The sequence below is a fragment of the Microbispora sp. NPDC088329 genome (genome assembly GCF_040685655.1).
Taxonomy (GTDB): domain Bacteria; phylum Actinomycetota; class Actinomycetes; order Streptosporangiales; family Streptosporangiaceae; genus Microbispora.
In genome coordinates this window covers 510836-529912 of the sequence record NZ_JBFBIP010000002.1, presented here as the reverse complement: position 1 = coordinate 529912, position 19077 = coordinate 510836, and the positions used below count along the sequence as shown (strand labels likewise).

The following is a 19077-nucleotide window of genomic DNA, read 5'->3' as shown; positions in this document are numbered from 1 at the left end:
TCGCCCGTGGGTCCGACCGCGCCCGTGGGGCCCGTCGGCCCGGTTGGTCCGGTGGCTCCGGTTGCGCCCGTCGGTCCGGTGGCTCCCGTGTCGCCCGTAGGTCCGGTCGCGCCGGTGGCTCCGGTGGGTCCAGTAGGTCCGGTCGCGCCCGTGGCTCCGGTTGCGCCCGTGGGGCCCGTCGGCCCGGTTGGTCCGGTTGCTCCGGTGGGTCCGGTGGCTCCCGTGTCGCCCATAGGTCCGGTTGCGCCGGTGGCTCCTGTCGGTCCGGCGGGTCCGGTATCGCCCGTGGGTCCGCTTGATCCGGTGGGTCCGGTGAGCCCGGTGGGTCCGGTGGCTCCGGTCGCGCCGGTTGGTCCTGTTGGTCCGGCGGGTCCGGTATCGCCCGTGGGTCCGGCCGCGCCAGTGACGCCCGTCGGCCCGGCCGGTCCGGCGGGCCCGGTCGGCCCGGTGGCGCCGGCCGGCCCGAGGTCGCCCGTCAGTCCTGCTGGTCCGGGCGGGTCCGCTGCGTCTACAGGTCGGGCGAGCCAGGGTATGCCGGTAGCGCCAGCTGGTCCGATAGGTCGCGGGCCGCCGGTTGTTCCCGCGAGGCCGGGCGTCACGAAGCCTGGCCCACCCGGAGTGAAGTACCAGAAGGGACCCGAGGAGTTGATGAAGTCCGGGAACCAGCGCTTCGGCGCGATTACCCTGGTCTCTTTTCTCCCCTCGGTCCTCAGGTCGAGTACTGGGATTCGCCGATCGGCCTGACGGCGTCGCGAGGTCCCCTCGTTGCGATGCCCGCGCTGGGTGTGCTCGAGTCGATGGGATTCGCCGAGGGCATTCCTGGGCAGCTTGGTCCTTCTACCGGTCCGGCTGCCGCGCGGATCCTTGTGGCGGCCTTTCGGTCCTCCCAGGCGGGTCCGCAACTCGCAGTCGCTCGGATGGGACGCGCAGAGGGACCAGCGGCCAGAGAGGCCGGTAGCCGTGAGGCCGGCCGCCGCATGGCCGGAGTTGCCGGACGAACGGTGCACCGATGCCAGGGCGAGGCCGCTGACCAGCACCGTTGCCATGCCCAAGGCCCATGGGTATCGGCTGGCGAAGGTAGCCAGCTTGTTCACGCGAGTCACGCTCGTTTCCCTCGAAAAACGGCCGATCGGACTTTTGGTCTCACGTATCCCAGGAGTAGTGCATGCGTACCCGGAAAGGAGAGAGGGGAATTGGCGGCACGGGTCGTGCTTGGGCAAAATAGGATTGGCCAGAAAAGCGGTGTTTTGTGTCGCGACAGGCCGATCAAATCGGACTATTGCCCATCGTCCTACGGCCCGATTCCGGTTGTTTCCGCTCCGGACCGGTCAGGTGTCCGCCGTCGGCTTGCCCTTCATTGCGAAGCGGGGCGCCAGGCGGCCCAACTGTCGCGTGCCAGCACCGGATGCCAGGTGGCTGGGGCGGCCGGCCAGCTCGACCTTTCGGAGGCACCCGGACCTCTGGGCACGATGACCAGGGTGGTCTCGGAGGGAAGTGATGCGGGATCGGTGGGACGCATTGGTGTGATCGGGTGCCAGGGTGCCTGAAATGCGTGGAGCATCCAGATCCGGAAATTGACACCATTTCGGTCGATCGCGATCCTGTCGTCGCGGGATATTCCCGCGTCGGTCAGGTCGGCGGCGGCGCGAGTACTCGCGGCCATGGGCCAGGAGATATTCAGTGTGACGACGATGACGGCGGCCGAATTGAGGAAAGCGAGGGCGGTCGCGGCGAGGATCGTGCTTTCCCGGCCTGTTGTGGCCGCGATCGCGATGACCAGAGCCAGCAGCAGGATCGCGCCGGCCGTGGCCTGTCCCACGTGCAGGGAGGACCACTGCCTGGTCAGGGCGGATATCTCCGGGAAGTTGAACTTCAGGTACGGGTAGGCGGTGAGGCGCTCCCCGGCGTACAGGGAGGCGATGCCTCCGCAGAGCACCGCGCCCGCGGCGGTGGCGGCGAACGCCCGCGGCAGCCTGGTGCGGCGCAGGTGGAGAACGGCGGCCCCGATGGCGAACAGCACCGGTGCCACGCAGGCGAGATAGCGGCCGTAGAAGAAGTTGTTGACGCTGTGCTCGTCCGGCAGCGCGGCCGAACTGCCCAGCGCGACGCCGAGCACGACGGCGAGCACGATCGCGGCCATCGTCCGTATCGCCGGCGGTGTGGTGCGGCTGATCACCGTCGAGGTGAGGGCGAGCAGGCCGAGACCGGCGAGCCCCCAGGTGGCGGTGATCAGGTACCAGACTTGGCCGGCGGTCAGGGACAACGTCCAGACGAGCCCGTCGACGCTGGTGAGCCGGTCGACGAGGTAATCCGACATCGACAGGATCCCACCGGGATACACCCGCGACTGGAGCCAGTGATTGACCGCCCAGGCCAGGGCCGCCGTGGTGGCCATGACCTGGGCGGCGACGGCTACATCGCGCCTGCTGGCGCCACGGCGCAGCAGGACGACGCCGAGCAGCCCGGCGTGGACCAGCAGGATGACGGTCCCGCGGGAGTGGACCGCGTAGGCGTACGACGCCAGGGCGCCGGCCGCGATGCCGTATTGCAGCCGCCCGTCGCTGATCCATCGGTGCGTCAGCAGCAGCCATCCGAGGACGACGACCGGCAGGACGGCGTCTGCCATCGCGAACTGGACGTAGTACACCACGGCGGGAAGCAGCGCACAGGCGAAGGCGAGGGCGCCGGCCGCCGGGCGCGGCAGCGACAGGCGGCGCAACAAGGCATAGGCCAAAGGAAAGACGGCCGAGCTGATGAGGCAGTTGAGCAGGACGACCAGCCGGTAGACCAGGTGCGGGTCGTCGGTGAGCCAGTAGACGGGGGAGATGAGCAGCGAGTAGCCCGCCCGGTAGAGCCCGTTCCCCGACAGGTCGGCACTCGTTCCCCCCGCCAGGACGCGGGCACCGATCAGGTAGCCGGCCTCGTCGGGAGTGAGACTGGGCATCGCCTGGCGCCAGGTGCTCCACACCCGGACGGCGACCTGACCGGCCCAGCCTGCGAGCATCAGCGCTGACCAGACCCGGTTCGGCACCCGTGCGACCCCGTCCGGGCCCGGGCCCGTGCCCGGGTCACGCCGGTCGGACGCGCGCCTCGCGGAGGTGATTTCGTCTGTACGCATCGGGTGAGGCCTATCTGGACGAGGTGAACAGTCCGGGGTGGGCGTCGGTCCGTACGGACCCGTCGGTGGCAGGCGCCTGCCAGCGTCCGGTCCCGGCGGCGAGCGCGGTCAGATCGGCCGCGCCACGGGCGGCGGCCACCCATGCCGAGGCCTGGTAGACACGGCCGGCGTCGGCCTGGCCGTACCCGACGAGCGTGGTCAGGCCGGTCGCACGGGCGGTGGCCTCCAGCGACGGCACGAGATCCACGTGCGGGTTGGTGAGGTGGAAGGCCAGCACGCCGCCGGGCTTCAGCGCGCGGGCGAAGGTCTCGAGCGCCTGCCGTGTCAGCAGGTGAAGGGGCGGAGTGGCGGTGGTGAACGCGTCCACGACGACCATGCCGTAGGTGCCGGCGGGCCTCTGTGCGAGCCGGCGTCGCGGGTCCCCGCCGATCAACGTGATCGCGGCGGAACTGTCGGTCAGGTAAGTGAAACGCTCGGTGGCGATGTCCATCTGCGCCGGGTCGGCTTCATAGAAGTCCATGCGCTGTCCCGGGCGGCCGTACGCGGCGACCACCCCCGTGCCCAGACCCACGACGGCAAGGCGGGCGCTGTGGTCTCCGTAGGCGGTGAACAGGTCTCCCAGGGGCCCGGGCCGGCCGTAGTACGACACGGGCATCGTCCGCTGCGGACCCGAGGGGTACTGGTAGCCGTGCAATGTCCTGCCATCGGACAGCACCCGCCACCCGTTGTCGGGATGGACCTGGTAGGCGCCGAACAGGGTCCGTTCCCGTACGGCGTCATCCGGGATCTGGTACCACAGCAGGACGGCTGTGGTCAGCGCGGCGCCCGTCGCCATCACCTGCGGGCGCCGGACCGCCAGAACGCACCACGGCAGGCATCCCATCATGACCACGACGACGAGCCATGCCTCGCCGAGGGTGAGGTAGACCCCCACGGCGACCAGTGGCCCGCCCATCACCACCGCTTTGACCAGCGCCGTGCCCCCCGGCCACCGCACGGGCACGCCGAGGTCCGCCCGCCGGTCGCCGAGCAGAGGCAGGACCGCCAGGGCGGTGACGGCGACGGGCAGCGCGGCGTCACAGCCGAAGACCATCGGCCCGGCCACCACGGCGAACGCCGCGCCGAGTGCGCCTCCCAGCGAGACGACCAGCAGAAATTCACTGAGGTGGGAGGGGTCGCGCAGATCACCAGCCAGTAGCGCGTAGCACACCAGACCGCTCAGGCCCACCACGGCCACGGTCAGCGGAAGGGCTGCGAACGGCGCACGCCACCCCGCCACATACATCGTCCACGGCAACACCATCGAGCAGACGGCCGCCGCCGTCAGGCACCGCTCCACTACGCGCGCCCTGCTGATCGGGATCGCGGCGGCCATGGCGGCCATCCCGGCCGCGAACAGGACCAAGCCCGCCGTGAAGGCCGGCGCGGACCCCGCCTGGACATCGCCGATGGCGGCCGGCACAAGGGCCGAGGGCACGAACGCCAGGAAAAGCCGGCGCGCCCGCCGCCCCGATGACACCCGCCGCGCACTCGGTGCACTCGGTGAAAGCCGGCATCCGGGCATGCGGAATCCGGCGACCCACCCACACACGAGCGTCAGAACGGCGAAAACCGCGTACCCCGCGCTCCACCATCCCGCCTGGCCGGCCGGGTCCGCGATGGATTCGATGACGAACGGATACGCCATCAGCGTCAGCACTCCACCGGTGGCACCGGCGACACACAGGCGCACGCCCCCGACCGGGCCCGTCCCGCGGCTCGTTCCTCGGTGCCAGCCGACGACGAGCGACCCGGCCATGCCGACGGACGACAGCGGGGCACCGGCGACCGCGGTCAGGACAAGGAGCAGCCAGAGCACCGGTGCGGGTCCCCGCGGCTCCGACCACGCCGGTACGGCGAAGGGCAGCGTCACCGCGGAAATGATCAGTAGCGCCGCCAGGACGCACACCTGCGCGCGCACACCGAGCAGCCGATGCGCGACGTGTGCACAGCAACAGCCCACGCAGACCATGGCCTGCACGAACAGGAGACACGCACACCACACCATCGGTGCGGCGCCGAAACCGGGAAACACCATCGTGGCCAGCATGGGCACGGACACCGCCGACAGCCCGGCGCCCACCGCGACCAGCAGCAGGAAAGGCGCGGACGCCACCCGCGACGCGGACGGCGGGTGGTCCACCTTCCCGGTGTCCACATACGGAGCGGCCTCCAGCGCGACGCCCATAGCAAACCCTCCGGAAGCGACGTGATCCCTGGGCGGGCAGACCTGGACCACCCACATCGGGTCATCCGAGATCCTGGGCGGAATGCGCGGACAAGACGATGCACGGGCGGGCGCGAAACGCGCGCCTGTACGCCCAGCACTCCTCCGCCGTGGCTCACAAGCTCACCAGATCGGCCCTCGTATCAGCGGCCCCGCAACGCCTGGCGACATGGGGCTTGATCAATATTTGACGCCCGGCCCCGTCAACACCGGCGTCCAGAGCCGGCGCATCGATCCCCGGCTCATCGCCACCGGACGGCCGCCCGGCTCAAGCACGGCCGCCTGCGCCCCCTGATCGCTCTTCATCCTTCGGGGCGTACGGCGGGCCTTTCGCGGCGATGGAAGGCCGCCAGGCACCCCGTCAGGGCCATCGCGAACATCGGCAGCCACGCCAGGCGGGCGGCCACCCACCCGGGATCGGCGGGGGTGGTGTGCAGGCCGGGCAGCGCCCGGTCCGCGAGCCGCAGGGCCGTCACCGTGACGGCGATCATCGCGGTCTGGTGCCACAGGAAAATCGTCATCGCGGTGAGGTTGGCCGCCGCCACGAGCGCCCAGGCGGCGGGGCGGCGCAGGAGCCGCCGCAGCGGCCCGGACAGCACGAGGGCCGCTCCGCACTGCGCCAGCCCGAACGTGACGGCCGCCAGTGTGGGCGGGGCCTGGTTGGAGACCGGGGCGCCCGGCACCCCGACCATGGACGCCGGATAGCCGGCCCACAGGACGAGGGCGGCGGTGGCGGCCGCCCCGCCGAGCAGCAGGGCCCAGCCGGTCATCCGGCCGTCCAGCCGCCCGGACGCCCAGCGGGCGCCCAGACAGTACGGCACCAGCCAGCCGGTCCCCAGGTTGATCCAGCCGATCCAGGACGGGCCGTCCAGGCCGAACCGCACGAGGTCGGCGGCCGCGACGGCGGCGAGCGGCCACACCGGATGCAGCCGGGCGGCGAGCGGGGTCGCCGCCGTCAGCGCCGCGAAGACCAGCAGGAACCACATCGGCGACCACGCCAGTTTGACCAGCGCGTAGACGGTCCCCGGGTCGGCGCCCCCCGCGAGCATCGCCACCGCGGCCGTGGTCCACACCCCCAGCAGGGGCGCGACCGGGCGGAACAGGCGGGCCATCCGGGCGGTGGCCCACCGCCCGTGGCCGGCGCCCCGGTCCCGGGCACGGCCGCGGCTCTCCACGGCCACCCGGCCGCCGACGAAGAAGAAGACCGCCATGGTCTGAAGCAGCCAGGAGACGGGCGTGAGCTGCGGCAGATACTTCAGCGGGCTGGTGACGCGGAGGGCGCCGCCGTCGGCGACCACGGCGGTCACCAGCCAGTGGCCGAGCACCACACCGAGGATGGCCACGGCGCGAAGGGCGTCGACGGCACGGTCGCGCGATGTCTCTACGGCGCGGTCGCGGGGTGTCTCCGAGGGGCGGTCGGGTGTCTTTGCGGCGCGGTCGCGGGGTGTCTCTGCGGCGCGGCCGCGCCGGGCCGGTGCCGCCGCGTCGGCGCGCCTGACGACGTCGTCAATCACGGCTCACCCCGGCGGGGGTGCGTCCGGAGACGATCAGGGCGATGTTCGCCAGCGCGGGGGATCCGTCCCTCAGATAGTCGCTGTGACCGCCGTCGCCCGCGGCGAAGATCCGCGCCCCGAACCGGGGTGACATGGGGTCCTCCCCGAGCCCGATCGTGCCGAAAGGCAGGCGCACCGTCGCGTGCGGCAGGTGACCCACCCAGTCCCCGGTGCCGCGGGCCGCCCACACGGCGGCCCGGGTGCGCAGCGCCGCCGCGTCGTCCACGCCCGCGCCGGGGCTGCCGTACAGGATGATGTCCGCGACGGCCAGCCCGGGCGCGGCCCGGCCGCACAGCACGCCGCCGTACGAGTGACACAACAGGCTTATGCGGGCGGCGGGCTTGAGCCGGGCAAGGTCGCGGACGAAGGCGCGCAGGGCGGGGACGGCCTCGTCCGCACGGCCGGGAGTCAGCGCCTGGAGGCTCACGGTGCTCGGGGTCCGGTATCCGAGCCAGGCGACCACGGCGCCCCCGTCGCCGATCGCCCGCTGCAGCCTCATCGAACCACCGCGCAGGAGCCCGTACGTGTCGAGACCGGTGCCCGAGCCGGGGACGACGACCGCGATCCGGCGGGCGGCGGCCAGATCGCCGAACACCTCCACGGCCCGGCCGCCGTCGCGGCCGTCGAAGGACAGGAAGTGCCGCGCGGGGTCCGCCATCGCCCGCACCATCGCTGCCCGCCATTGCCGGCCGGTCGCCGCGGCGGTCCACGCCGCCGCCTCGACGGCACGGCGGGTGGCGGCGTATCGCTCGGCAAGGCTCGCGGTGGTCGCGGCCCGCAGCGGGGGCAGAGGCGGCGGGACGGGCGCGGGGACCGCTTCGGGCCGGGCCGCTCCGGTCACCGGAACGGCGAGCGCGGCGGCGAAGAGCGCGGTGAGCAGCATCCGGCGCAGGCGGTTCCGGATCGGGCCGGGGCGGAGGCGCGCGGGCGGGACGCGGCGTGCGCCCGTGCCTCCGTGGGGGAGGGGGAGCGGCGCCGACGGCCGATCGTGGGCCTCCGGCGGCTGTGCGGTGTCGATCACCCGGTTCACGCTGCCGTGTGGCGGGTCCCGAGCACATCGGACCGCGAGGGACATTCGCCGCGGCAAGCGGTCGACCACGGACGTAGACCCCTGGTCGGATGCCGCAAAAGGGACATCCGGTTACGCTCTGATCATGCAGGTCACACCCCCGAGTCCCTTTCTGAAGCGGCTGCCTCCCGGGGCCTGAGTGGTCCTCGCCTGGTGCGGGGGAACGGCGTTCACGTTCCTGATGCGGATGCGGCTGCCCGGAGAGTGGTATCCCGCCGCGCGCCCCGGGGCACAGTTCTTCCGGTGGGAGGGCCTCGTCTCCACGGCGACGGCCACCGCACTCGCGCTGGCCGGGGGCGCTCTGCTGCGCCGCAGACCGCTGCCGGCTCTGGTCCTGCTGATCGCCGCGTCCGTCCTCGGGACGATGCCCCTGGGCGTGGCGGAGATTCCGCTGCCCCAGTTTCTCGCGGCCGAGGTCGCGGTGTTCTTCATCGCCACCGGACGGCCTCGCGCGACCGGCGTCGTCGCCGTTCTCGTGGCCCTCGCCGCGCTGGGCGGCTACCTGGGGGTGCGGCTGCTGTGCGGGTGGCCGATCTCGGCGTCGTCCGAGACCGCCGTGGCTCTGACGACCGTCATCGCCTGGCTGCTCGGCACGTCGGTGCGTGAGTCTCGTGAGCACGTCGAGGCCGGCGCGTCCGCATGAGGAGCGCCGGGACCGGGCGCATCCGGACCCGGCGCCCCTGGAACGGGCGCATCCGGAGCCGGGGCTCGGCCTCGCCGACGTCGACCGGCTGGCCGCCACGACCACAGAGGCGGGCGTACGGGTCGACGTACGCCGGGCAGGGGAGCCGCGTCCGCTCCCGTCCGAGATCGACGTTTCGGCCTATCGGATCATCCAGGAGGCCGTCACCAACGTGGTGCGTCACGCCGGCACGGCATCCTGCCGGGTGTCGGTCGACTACCGGGACGACGAGGTGCGCATCGAGGTGCTCGACGACGGGCGCGGCGGTGATGCCGGAAACGGCTACGGCCTGATCGGAATGCGCGAGCGGGTGGGCGTCCTGCACGGGACCTTCGCCGCCGGGCCGCGTCCCGAGGGAGGCTTCCGCGTCGAGGCCCGGCTGCCCGTGCCCGCGAGAGTCCGATGACCGTCCGCGTGCTGCTCGCCGACGACCAGCCCCTGGTTCGCGCCGCCCTGCAGATGGTCATCGCCGACGCGCCCGGCCTCGACCTCGCCGGAGAGGCGGGCACCGGCGCGGAGGCGGTGCGGATGACCGAGGACCTCCGGCCCGACGTGGTGGTCATGGACATCCGCATGCCCGGCATGGACGGCATCGAGGCCACCCGGCTGATCACCGAAGGCAGCGGTGCCCGGGTCCTCGTGCTGACGACCTTCGACGACGACGAGTACGTCTACGGCGCGCTGCGCGTCGGCGCGTCCGGGTTCCTCGTCAAGGACTGGCCCTGGACGACATCCTCGCCGCCGTCCGGGTGGTCGCCGCGGGCGACGCCCTGATCGCCCCGCGCGTCACCCGCCGGCTGATCGAGCGGTTCGCCGGCAGGATCGCGCCCGAATCACGGCCCCGCCGGGTCGCCGGGCTCACCGAGCGGGAGGCGGAGGTGCTGACCCTCGTCGGGCGTGGCATGTCCAACGCGGAGATCGCCACGGAGCTGTTCATCAGCACCGCCACCGTCAAGACGTACGTGACGCGGCTGCTCGCCAAGCTCGACGCCCGCGACCGCGTGCGGCTCGTCATCATCTACGAGGCGGGCCTCGTGTCACCGACCCCTCAATAGGGAAACCCTGACAGGGAAACACCGATCGGGAAACACAACGGCCCGGCGGGGGAGTGGTTCCCCCTGCCGGGCCGTTTCGTGCCGGTCGGTCAGGCGCTCGTCAGTGGAGCTCCTTGCGGTCGCCGGCGCCGACGCCCGCGTGCTCCTCCTCGTGGCCCTCCTCGTGGTGGCCGTCGGTCAGCGGGACATGGTCGGTCCCGTACGCCTGGCTCATCTTGGCGCGGAGCCGGCCGAGCGGGCTGCGGGCGCCCTTGGGCGGGATGCCCTCGCCGTCCTCGGCGCTCTCGAGAACCGGGATCTCCTTCTTGCCGCGGATGTGCTCGGCGATGTCCTCCGCCGCCGGCGTGTGGACCTCGATGTACTGGCCGTTCGGCAGCCGCTTGATGACGCCGGACTCCACCCCGTGGGACAGCACCTCGGCGTCCTTGCGCTGGAGGCCGATGCAGACCCGGTAGGTGATCCAGTACGCGATGGCCGGGCCGACGAAGATGGCGATCCGCCCGAACCAGGTCGTCGTGTACAGGTCGAGGTGGAAGTTCGCCGAGATCTCGTCGTTGGCGCCCAGCAGCCACAGGATGCCGTAGAACGTCATGCCCGCGATGCCGATCGAGGTGCGGTGCGGGTTGTTGCGCGGCCGGTCGGCGACGTGGTGCTCGCGGCGGTCGCCCGTGACCCACTGCTCCAGGAACGGATACAGCGCCAGGCCCGTCATGACGAGGCCCAGTGGCACCAGCGCCGGGATCAGCACGCTCAGCGTCACCGTGTGGCCGAGGAAGTTGATCTCCCACGACGGCATGAGACGGAGCGCGCCCTCCAGGAAGCCCATGTACCAGTCGGGCTGGGAGCCGGCCGAGATGTCCGCCGGAGTGTACGGCCCGAACAACCAGATCGGGTTGATCTGGGCGAACGTGCCGAGCAGCGCGATGACGCCGAACGTGAACAGGAAGAACGCGCCCGACTTGATCATGAAGGCCGGGTAGAACGGGGCGCCCACCACGTTCTTGTCGGTCCTGTTCTTGCCCGGCATCTGCGTGTGCTTCTGCACCCACATGAGGATCATGTGCGCCGAGACGAGCGCGAGCAGGATACCCGGGATCAGCAGGATGTGGATCGAGTAGAACCGCGAGATGACGTCATGGCCCGGATACTCGCCGCCGAACAGGAAGAACGAGACGTAGGTGCCCACGATCGGGATCGACTGGGCGACGCCCTGGGTGATCCGCAGACCCGCACCGGAGAGCAGATCGTCGGGGAGGGAGTATCCGGTGAGGCCCTCGAGAAGCGCCAGCGAGAGCAGGAGGATGCCGATGATCCAGTTGAGCTCGCGCGGCTTGCGGTACGCGCCGGTGAAGAAGATCCGGAGCATGTGAACCGTCATGCCGCCCACGAACAGCAGCGCCGCCCAGTGGTGGATCTGCCGCATCAGCAGACCGCCGCGGACGTCGAAGCTGATGTGCAGCGCCGAGGCGTAGGCCTCCGACATCTTCACGCCGTAGAGCGGGGCGTAGTTGCCCGTGTACACGACCTCGCCCATGCTCGGCTTGAACCAGAACGTCAGGAACGTACCGGTCAGCAGCAGAATGATGAACGAGTAGAGCGCGATCTCCCCCAGGAGGAACGACCAGTGGTCGGGGAAGACCTTCCTCAGGTTGCGCTTGAGGAAGTTCCCCGCACCGATGCGGTCGTCGACGAACGTCGAGACGCCTGCGATGGCCTTCGGGGGAGCGTTCATGATGCGTTCTCCCTAGCTTCGGCTTCAGCGTCGCCACGCTCCCAGAAGCTGGGACCGACGGGGACCTTGAAGTCGGACTTCGCGACGAGGTAGCCCTCCTCGTCGATTCCGATGGGGAGCTGCGGCAGCGGCCGGGCGGCGGGGCCGAAGACGACCCTCGCTCCGTCCGCCGCGTCGAAGGTCGACTGGTGGCACGGGCAGAGGATGTGGTGGGTCGTCTGCTCGTAGAGCGCCGCCGGGCAGCCCACATGGGTGCAGATCTTGGAGTAGGCGACGATGCCGTCGTGCGTCCAGTTCTTGTTCGTGCCGGACTTGATCTCCTCCGGGCGGAACTTGAGCAGGATCAGCGTCGCCTTGGCCAGCGCGTTCAGGTCCTCCTCGTAGCCCTCGGGGACCACGGAGAGGATGCCGCCGGGAGAGTTGAAGTCGGCGGCGCGGATCGGCTGGCCGGTGCCCTCGACCACGAGGCGGCGCGGCTTGCCGTTCTTGGTGGGCTCGCCCCAGACGGTGTGCCTGAGCGAGGTCCCGGGAAGCGGGCCGAGGTCCTTCAGCAGCACCAGCGGGGCCAGGCCCAGCGGAGCGGCGGCGAGCAGCAGCGTGCGGCGCAGCAGCCTGTGCTTGACGAACCCGCTCTCGTCGGCTCCCTGGAGGAAGGTCTCCTTGACGTACTCACGCGTGCCGTCGTCGGAGCGCATCTCGTGGCGCTCCTGGACGAGGTTGTACTTCGGCATGACCTGCCGCACCCAGACCGTGAGGCCCGCGGCCAGCGCGAGCAGGGCCAGGGCCAGGGTGCCGCCGAGCGCGTAGTTCGACGTGGCCGTCTTGCCGATCGTGCCGACCTGGAACATCACGTACGACGCGATGAACCCGGCGCCGGCCAGGAAGGTGACCAGGAACAGCAGCGAGACGAGGCGCTCGGCCTTACGGGCCTTGACGGGGTCCTGCGGGATCACGCCGGGAACGCCCTCGGGCGCGCGGATCGGATCGGTGTCGATGATCGGCGCGTCCGCGGGCGGCGTGCCGAGGACGCGCTCGCGCACCCGGCCGCTCTCGGGGTACTCGTTGTGCTCTGTCATGCCGCCCGTCGCTTCTTCGCTGTGATCCAGATGGAGGCCAGGATCAGGAGGCTGAGACCCACGACCCACGCTACAAGGCCCTCGGTGACGGGGCCGATCCGGCCCAGACCCGAGCCGCCCGGGTCGACCTGCGACCGCACGTGGGTGATGTACGCGATCATGTCGCGCTTCTGCTCCGGCGTGATCGTCGAGTCGTTGAACACCGGCATCGCCTGCGGGCCGGTGGCCATCGCCTCGTAGATCTGCGTCGGCGTCGCCGGGTTCAGCGGCGGCGCGTACTTGCCGTAGGTCAGCGCGCCGCCCGAACCAGTGAAGTTGTGGCACTGGATGCAGTTGGCGCGGAAGAGCTCGCCGCCCTTGGCGGGGTCACCCTTGGCCGGGTCGACCTGCTCGGCGCTGGGCACCGTCGGGCCGCCGCCCAGCGACTGGACGTACGCCGCGAGCTGGTCGATGGCCTGCTCGTCCGCCCACTCGGGGAGCGGCTTGCGCGGAGCCTGGGGACCCGCGTCGGCAGCCGGCATACGACCGCTGCTGACCTGGAAGTTCACGGCGGCGGCTCCGACGCCGATGAGCGTCGGAGCCTTCTTCGTGCCCTCGGCGTTCATGCCGTGGCAGCTCGCGCAGTGCGCCACGAAGAGGCTCTTGCCCTGCGCCACGTCGTCGGCCTTGCCGGACGCGATCGCGGCGTCCGCGGTGCTGCCGTTCGGCGCCGCGAGCGCGTAGCCGCCGCCGAGCAGGCCCAGCGCGAGCGCCACGACGGCGACTCGCGCGAGGGGATGGCGCCGTCGGGCGGTGATGGAGTTCACCGAAATCCCCGTTCCGATCATTTGATGATGTAGATGGTCGCGAAAAGGCCGATCCAGACCACGTCGACGAAGTGCCAGTAGTAGGACACGACGATCGCGCTGGTCTGCTGCTCATACGTCAAGCGCTTCGCGGCGTACGTGCGTCCCAGGATGAACAGGAACGCGATCAGACCACCCGTCACGTGCAAGCCATGGAAGCCCGTGGTCAGGAAGAACACCGAGTCGTACGGGGAGTGCGAGAGGACGTGGCCCTCGCGCGCCAGGTTCCCGTACTCGTAGAGCTGTCCGCCCACGAAGAAGGCGCCCATCAGGAAGCTTACGACATACCAGAATCGCAGCTTCTTGACCTGGCCTCGCTCCACGGCCCACACGCCCAGCTGGCACGTGACACTCGACAGGACCAGAACGGTCGTGTTGAAGGTCGCGAACGGGACTTCGAGGTGCGCCTCGGGCCAGTGGGTGCCCTGTCCGAGGCTGACCGACCGGATGGTGAAGTACATCGCGAACAGCGCCGCGAAGAACATGAGCTCAGAGGACAGCCACACGATGGTCCCGACCTGAACCAGGTTCGGCCGGCTGGACCCGTGCGGTCTCGTCGTCGTAGTAATTGCGGATGCTGTCGCCACGCCCAGCATTATTGCGGCTCCCCAGGTCGGGTCGCCCCACGACCCCCCGCTAGGGTCCACACGCGCCTACGAAACGGGCATGTCACGGCAATCGCCCCGGGGCTGCGAGCCCTGCAGCCGCGCCGGTAGCATCACGATGACCATACCCCGCGATTCGACAGTGAGCGTGAAATGAGGGTTCTCGTCTACAGCGACGACGCAGGCACCCGGGAGAAGGTGCGGCTGGCCATCGGGCGGCGCCCCGCCGCAGACGTGCCCCTCGTCGAGATCGTCGAGTGCGCGACCCAGCCGGCCGTGATCAAGCACCTCGACTCCGGCGACATCGACGTGGCCGTCCTCGACGGCGAGGCGCAGCCCGCCGGCGGCATGGGAATCTGCCGGCAGGCCAAGGACGAGGTGCACAACTGCCCGCCGATCCTGGTGCTCATCGCCCGCAGGGACGACCGCTGGCTGGCCAATTGGTCCCGTGCCGACGGCGTCGTCGCGCAGCCCATCGACCCCGTCGTCCTCGCCGAGGCCGTGGCCGACCTGATGCGGCGCCGCCTCAGCGTCACCCGGGCCCAATAAGAGGAGCCCGCTGAGAGGGGCCCACGAGGGGGGCCTCTGAAACGGCTCCACCGAGCGCGGCGCATCCCACCACGGGCGCCGGGGATCGCCTGCGGTGCGACCCGGCGTGCCGTGGCGCCTCAGCCCGGCGGGCCCCACGGCTCGACGGGCCCCACGGCTCAATGGCGCACAGGCATCACCCGGGCGTGCCGACGCCCAGCCGGCAGCACCGCAACGAAGAGCGTTCCGTCCCGACCCGTCCCGACCCGTTCCGACCCGTTCCGATCCGACCGTCCCGACATCGAACCCGCGGAGCCCACATGGACACGCGCACCACCTGGCCCTCCACGCTCAACGCCCTGCTGGCGGGTGAGAACCTGACGGCCGACGAGACGGCCTGGGTCATGGGGGAGATCATGTCGGGGGCGGCCACCCCGGCGCAGATCGCCGCCTTCGCCGTCGCCCTGCGGGCGAAGGGCGAGACCGTCGCCGAGGTGACGGGCCTCGTCCGCACCATGTTCGAGCTGGCCACCCCGCTCACGGTGGAGGGGCCGGTCCTCGACATCGTCGGCACCGGCGGCGACCGTGCGCACACGGTCAACGTCTCGACGATGGCCGCGATCGTCGCGGCCGCCGGCGGAGCGAGGGTCGTCAAGCACGGCAACCGCGCCGCCTCCTCTCTGTGCGGAGCGGCGGACGTGCTGGAACACCTGGGCGTCGCCCTGGACCTGACCCCGGAGACCACCGCCCGGGTCGCGGTGGAGGCGGGCATCGCGTTCTGCTTCGCGCCCCACTACCACCCCGCGCTGCGCTTCACCGGCCCGCCGCGCAAGGAGATCGGCGTGCCGACGGTCTTCAACTTCGTCGGGCCTCTGGCCAACCCCGCGCGCCCCGCCGCCCAGGCCATCGGCGTGTTCGACGCGCGCATGCTGCCGGTCATGGCCGGGGTCTTCGCCGAGCGCGGCGTGTCGGCGCTCGTCTTCCGGGGCGACGACGGCCTGGACGAGCTGTCCACCGCGGCCCCGTCGACGGTCTTCGTCGTCCGGGACGGCACCGCGACCCAGACGACGATCGATCCGGCCAACCTCGGCATCCCCCGTTCGCAGCCGGGCGACCTGCGTGGCGGCGACGCCGAGTTCAACGCCGCGGCGGTCCGCGACCTGCTGCGCGGCAAGACCGGGCCCGTACGCGACGCGGTGCTGCTGAACGCGGCGGCCGGCCTGGTCGCCTACGACGGCCCGGGCGACGACCTGGTCGCCGACCTGCGCGCGGCGTACGCCCGCGCGGCCGAGGCGGTCGACTCGGGCAGGGCCGCGCAGACGCTGGAGCGCTGGATCGAGATCAGCCGCGCGCTCGGCGGCAGGGCCTGACCGCGCTCCTGATCAAAATCGCCTCCACCGCGGGGGGGATCGGGCGTCCGCCGTGATGGGGACGTGCCGGGCTCGGCCCGAGCCGTACCGTGCCCGCCATGATGCGCGTGTTCGCCCTTCGCGTCATCCGCCGCTGGGCCGCGTCGGCCCGCGGCCGGATGACCCTGCTCGCCGCCGGTCTCCGCGGTGCGCCCTCCGCCGGTGTTCGCTCCCGCATGCTCTCCCCGGGACCGGAACGCGGCAGGGGCGGCCGGCCGGTGCGGGCGGCGGACGGGGAGACGGCGGCGCCCGGGCGCACGGTTCACCCCGCAGATGAGGACGACGTCGTCTGGGAACGCCTGCGGATCGCCTCGGAACTGCACGATCTGGTGGCCCACGATCTCAGCGTGATGACGCTGGGAGTGGGAGCGGGCCGCATGATCATGGACAAGGACCCGGAACGGGCGCGGCAGACCTTCCGCGAGGCCGAGGAGTCGGGCCGCCGGGTGCTGTCCGACCTGCGCCGGATGATGGGCCTGCTGCGCATGGACGGGCAGCGCCGCGGCCCCCAGCCGTGCCTGGGTGATCTGCCCGTGCTGCTCGACGACTTCCGCGCGAGCGGGCTCGCCGTCTCGTTCGCGGAGGCCGGCGCCCGGGGGAGCGGCCCCACCCTTGAACTGTCGGCATATCGCATCGTGGAGGAGGCGCTGGGCAACGCCCTGTGGTACGGCATGGCCCGTACGGCGACGGTCACGCTGCGGTGGCTGCCCGCCGTCCTGGAGGTCGTCGTCCACGACGACGGCCTGCCCCGCGACCGGCTCATCGGCACCTGGGAGCGTGCGGCGTTGTTCGGCGGCGCGGTCGCCGCGCACCCGCTCCCCGGCGGGTTCGAGGTCCGGGTCCGGCTGTTGCGCCCCGCCTGAACCGCCGCGCCCTCACGGAGCCCTTCCGCCGCGTGCTTCGTCCGGCCGGACTGCTCGGCCCTCGCCCGGCCGGGCCCCGCCTTGTCTGCCCGGCCTGCCCTGCTCTGCCCGGCCTGCTCTGGCCGGCCTGCCCGGCTGCCCGCTCCGGCTGGCCGGGTGGGATCAGTCCGCGTCGGCGAGGCCGATGGAGAAGGCCGCCTCCAGGTCGTGGCGGGAGTACGTGCGGAAGGCGATGTGCGTCTCGGTGTGGCGCACGCCGGGCACCTTGTTCACGCGGCCGGGCACGACCTCGGCCACCTGCTCGTATCGGCCGACCCGGACCATGGCCAGCAGGTCGAACTCGCCGGTGATCGAGTACACCTCGCTGACGCCCTCGATCTCGGCGATCGCCTCGGCGACCTCGGGGATCCGGTCGACGTCCGCCTTGATGTGGACGATCGCGGTGACCATTCGCGTCTCTCCTGCTGTCTCGCGGCTTCGGCTTGTCGCCCCCGAGACTAGCGTCACCGCAGCGGCCGGCCCTCACGGCGGTCGCTCCGCTGGTGCCGGTAGGCGCGCTCGATGCGCTCCATCAGTCGTCCCGCGCCGTAGGCGGGGAGGCTCCAGGTGCCGTCGACCTGGACGAGACGCACGCCGGGGGAGTCGAGCCAGCGCAGCACGCACTCGGTCTCCTCGGCGCTCGCGGCCGGGGTCGGGCCGGGACCCGGGGCGACCGTCTCCGCCGTGGCGACCAGGGCGTCCACGTACGGAGTGGGATGGGCGCCCCGGGGCATCACCCCGGCCGCGGCGAGCCTGCCGTACCGGATGACGTGGATGTCCCAGCCGCCGTCGAATGCGGGACTGGCGGCGACCATCTGCGGGATGCCGGTCAGCGAACGCAGGCGCTGCATGCGCGCGGCGGTCCTGACATAGACCGCGAGCCGGTCCCGGTCGACGGCCGCCTCCTCATAGCGCTGCTCGGCCGACAGGCGGCTCATCCGCGCCTCCATCGCCGAGAAGACCGCCTCCGCGTCGAGCTCCATCGCGTGCCGGGCGCGGCGGACGTGACGGGCGTAGCTCTCCTCGCTCTCGCCGCCCTCGCAGGGCGCGCCGCAGCGGCCGATCTCGGCGAGCGCGCAGGCGGGCCTCCGCACGCGGGCCGAGAGCCGTTCGGTGCACTGGCGCAGCGGCAGCGCCTCGTGCATGGCCGTCCGCGCGTCGTCGGCCGTGCGGCTGCTGCCGAACGGGCCGAGATAGGCCGCTCCGTCGTCGCGCACCTCCCGGACGACGCTGAGCCGGGGGAAGGGCTCCTCGGTGAGCTTGAGCCATACCGCACGCTCGGGGAAGCGGGACCGCTTGTTGTATCGCGGCTTGGTCGTCCCGATCATCCGCAGCTCGCGGATCTCCGCCTCCAGCGCGGTGGCGCAGACGATCGTCCTGACCCGCTCGGCGATGCCGACCATCTCGCGGATGCGCGAGCGGGTCTCGCTCGCCGTGAAGTAGCTGCGCACGCGATTGCGCAGGTTGGAGCTCTTCCCGATGTAGAGCGCCTCGCCCTTGGCGTCCTCGAAGATGTAGACGCCGGGCGCGCCGGGCACCCCGTCGGCGAGGTGGCGTTTGCGCTGCTGCTCCGGGGTGGGGGCGCGCACGAAGCCGCGCAGGTCCTCCAGCGTGTGCACGCCGAGAGAGCCGACCCGCGCGATCAGGCCGTGCAGCACGTCGACCGTGGCCTTCGCGTCGGCCAGCGCCCGGTGGCAGGGCTCGGTGGAACTGCGGAAGACTCGCGCGAGGGTGGCGAGCTTGCAGTTGGGGGTCTCGTCGCGGGTCAGCACCCGGCGGGCGAGATCGGCCGTGTCCACCACGGGATTGACCGGAGGCGGGTAGCCGTTCACCTGGCACGCCGCCTTCACGAACGACATGTCGAACGGCGCGTTGTGCGCCACCAGCGCCGCCCCGGCGATGAACTCCAGGAAGCTCGGCAGCACCTCGGAGAACTTCGGCGCGGCCACGACCATCGCGTCCGTGATGCCGGTCAGCACGGAGATGAACGGCGGGATCGGGCCGCCGGGATCGACCAGCGTGGCGAACTCGCCGATCACCTCGCCGCCGCGCACCTTCACGGCGCCGATCTCCGTGACGGCGTGCTCCGCGGCCGACCCGCCGGTGGTCTCCAGGTCGAAGACGACGAACGTCACCTCCCGCAGGGGAGTTCCGAGCTCGTCCAGCGTGCCCTGTACCGCATCCACGCCCATGACCATAGAGATTCCGACCGACAATTGCCGTACCGGCCCCATGCG

15 protein-coding genes and 1 pseudogene are annotated in these 19077 nt (G+C 71.6%); 6 read left to right on the top strand and 10 right to left on the bottom strand.

Translation table 11 applies throughout. The features are described 5' to 3' along the window. Positions 1-1354: 1354 nt before the first annotated feature. The 4 genes from AB0O28_RS06860 to AB0O28_RS06845 form a co-directional block, all read right to left on the bottom strand. Positions 1355-3118 (bottom strand): hypothetical protein, encoded by a 1764-nt coding sequence (locus AB0O28_RS06860; RefSeq protein WP_363637090.1) that lies wholly within the window; start codon positions 3116-3118, stop codon positions 1355-1357. A 10-nt stretch (positions 3119-3128) separates the two neighbouring features. After that, a complete protein-coding gene (locus AB0O28_RS06855; RefSeq protein ID WP_363637088.1) occupies positions 3129-5345 on the bottom strand; it encodes a hypothetical protein in 2217 nt (738 codons plus the stop codon). A 341-nt stretch (positions 5346-5686) separates the two neighbouring features. Continuing rightward, a complete protein-coding gene (locus AB0O28_RS06850) occupies positions 5687-6898 on the bottom strand; it encodes an acyltransferase (RefSeq protein WP_363637086.1) in 1212 nt (403 codons plus the stop codon). Further along, positions 6891-7958, bottom strand: a complete 1068-nt coding sequence (locus tag AB0O28_RS06845; protein WP_363637084.1) for an alpha/beta hydrolase — start codon at positions 7956-7958, stop codon at positions 6891-6893. Before AB0O28_RS06845 ends, AB0O28_RS06850 begins: the two co-directional genes overlap by 8 nt. Positions 7959-8145: 187 nt before the next feature. Between AB0O28_RS06845 and AB0O28_RS06840 the strand changes: the two genes are divergently transcribed. The 3 genes and pseudogenes from AB0O28_RS06840 (at position 8146) to AB0O28_RS06830 (ending at position 9743) form a co-directional block, all read left to right on the top strand. After that, positions 8146-8649 (top strand): hypothetical protein, encoded by a 504-nt coding sequence (locus AB0O28_RS06840; RefSeq protein WP_363637082.1) that lies wholly within the window; start codon positions 8146-8148, stop codon positions 8647-8649. Beyond that, entirely contained in the window at positions 8618-9094 is a 477-nt protein-coding gene (locus AB0O28_RS06835) for an ATP-binding protein (protein WP_363637080.1), read from the top strand. The genes AB0O28_RS06840 and AB0O28_RS06835 overlap by 32 nt, the downstream gene beginning before the upstream one ends. Beyond that, positions 9091-9743, top strand: a pseudogene (locus tag AB0O28_RS06830) (response regulator transcription factor). Before AB0O28_RS06835 ends, AB0O28_RS06830 begins: the two are co-directional and overlap by 4 nt. A gap of 100 nt (positions 9744-9843) precedes the next feature. On the opposite strand, the gene AB0O28_RS06825 reads toward AB0O28_RS06830, so the two are convergent. From AB0O28_RS06825 to AB0O28_RS06810, 4 genes are read right to left on the bottom strand one after another with little or no spacing between them, the layout of a single operon-like run. Continuing rightward, on the bottom strand, positions 9844-11475 hold the full coding sequence (locus AB0O28_RS06825; RefSeq protein ID WP_363637078.1) for a cytochrome bc complex cytochrome b subunit: 1632 nt from the start codon (positions 11473-11475) through the stop codon (positions 9844-9846). After that, a complete protein-coding gene (locus tag AB0O28_RS06820) occupies positions 11472-12551 on the bottom strand; it encodes a Rieske (2Fe-2S) protein (protein WP_363637076.1) in 1080 nt (359 codons plus the stop codon). The genes AB0O28_RS06825 and AB0O28_RS06820 overlap by 4 nt, the downstream gene beginning before the upstream one ends. Continuing rightward, complete coding sequence (locus AB0O28_RS06815; protein ID WP_363637074.1) at positions 12548-13357, bottom strand: c-type cytochrome; 810 nt, start codon at positions 13355-13357, stop codon at positions 12548-12550. Before AB0O28_RS06815 ends, AB0O28_RS06820 begins: the two co-directional genes overlap by 4 nt. 17 nt (positions 13358-13374) lie before the next feature. Beyond that, on the bottom strand, positions 13375-13992 hold the full coding sequence (locus tag AB0O28_RS06810) for a heme-copper oxidase subunit III (protein ID WP_327045001.1): 618 nt from the start codon (positions 13990-13992) through the stop codon (positions 13375-13377). A gap of 162 nt (positions 13993-14154) precedes the next feature. Between AB0O28_RS06810 and AB0O28_RS06805 the strand changes: the two genes are divergently transcribed. The 3 genes from AB0O28_RS06805 (at position 14155) to AB0O28_RS06795 (ending at position 16801) form a co-directional block, all read left to right on the top strand. Continuing rightward, positions 14155-14550, top strand: coding sequence for a hypothetical protein (locus tag AB0O28_RS06805; RefSeq protein ID WP_363637070.1), 396 nt, complete (start codon positions 14155-14157; stop codon positions 14548-14550). Between the two features lie 299 nt (positions 14551-14849). Beyond that, positions 14850-15899, top strand: a complete 1050-nt coding sequence (gene trpD / locus AB0O28_RS06800) for an anthranilate phosphoribosyltransferase (RefSeq protein WP_363637068.1) — start codon at positions 14850-14852, stop codon at positions 15897-15899. A gap of 98 nt (positions 15900-15997) precedes the next feature. Continuing rightward, positions 15998-16801 (top strand): histidine kinase, encoded by an 804-nt coding sequence (locus tag AB0O28_RS06795; protein WP_363637066.1) that lies wholly within the window; start codon positions 15998-16000, stop codon positions 16799-16801. Positions 16802-16963: 162 nt separating this feature from the next. Here the strand turns inward: AB0O28_RS06795 and AB0O28_RS06790 are convergent, their stop codons facing one another. Then, a complete protein-coding gene (locus AB0O28_RS06790; RefSeq protein WP_363637064.1) occupies positions 16964-17251 on the bottom strand; it encodes an Lrp/AsnC ligand binding domain-containing protein in 288 nt (95 codons plus the stop codon). 53 nt (positions 17252-17304) lie between these two features. Beyond that, a complete protein-coding gene (locus AB0O28_RS06785; RefSeq protein WP_363637062.1) occupies positions 17305-19032 on the bottom strand; it encodes a DEDD exonuclease domain-containing protein in 1728 nt (575 codons plus the stop codon). Positions 19033-19077: the final 45 nt, after the last annotated feature.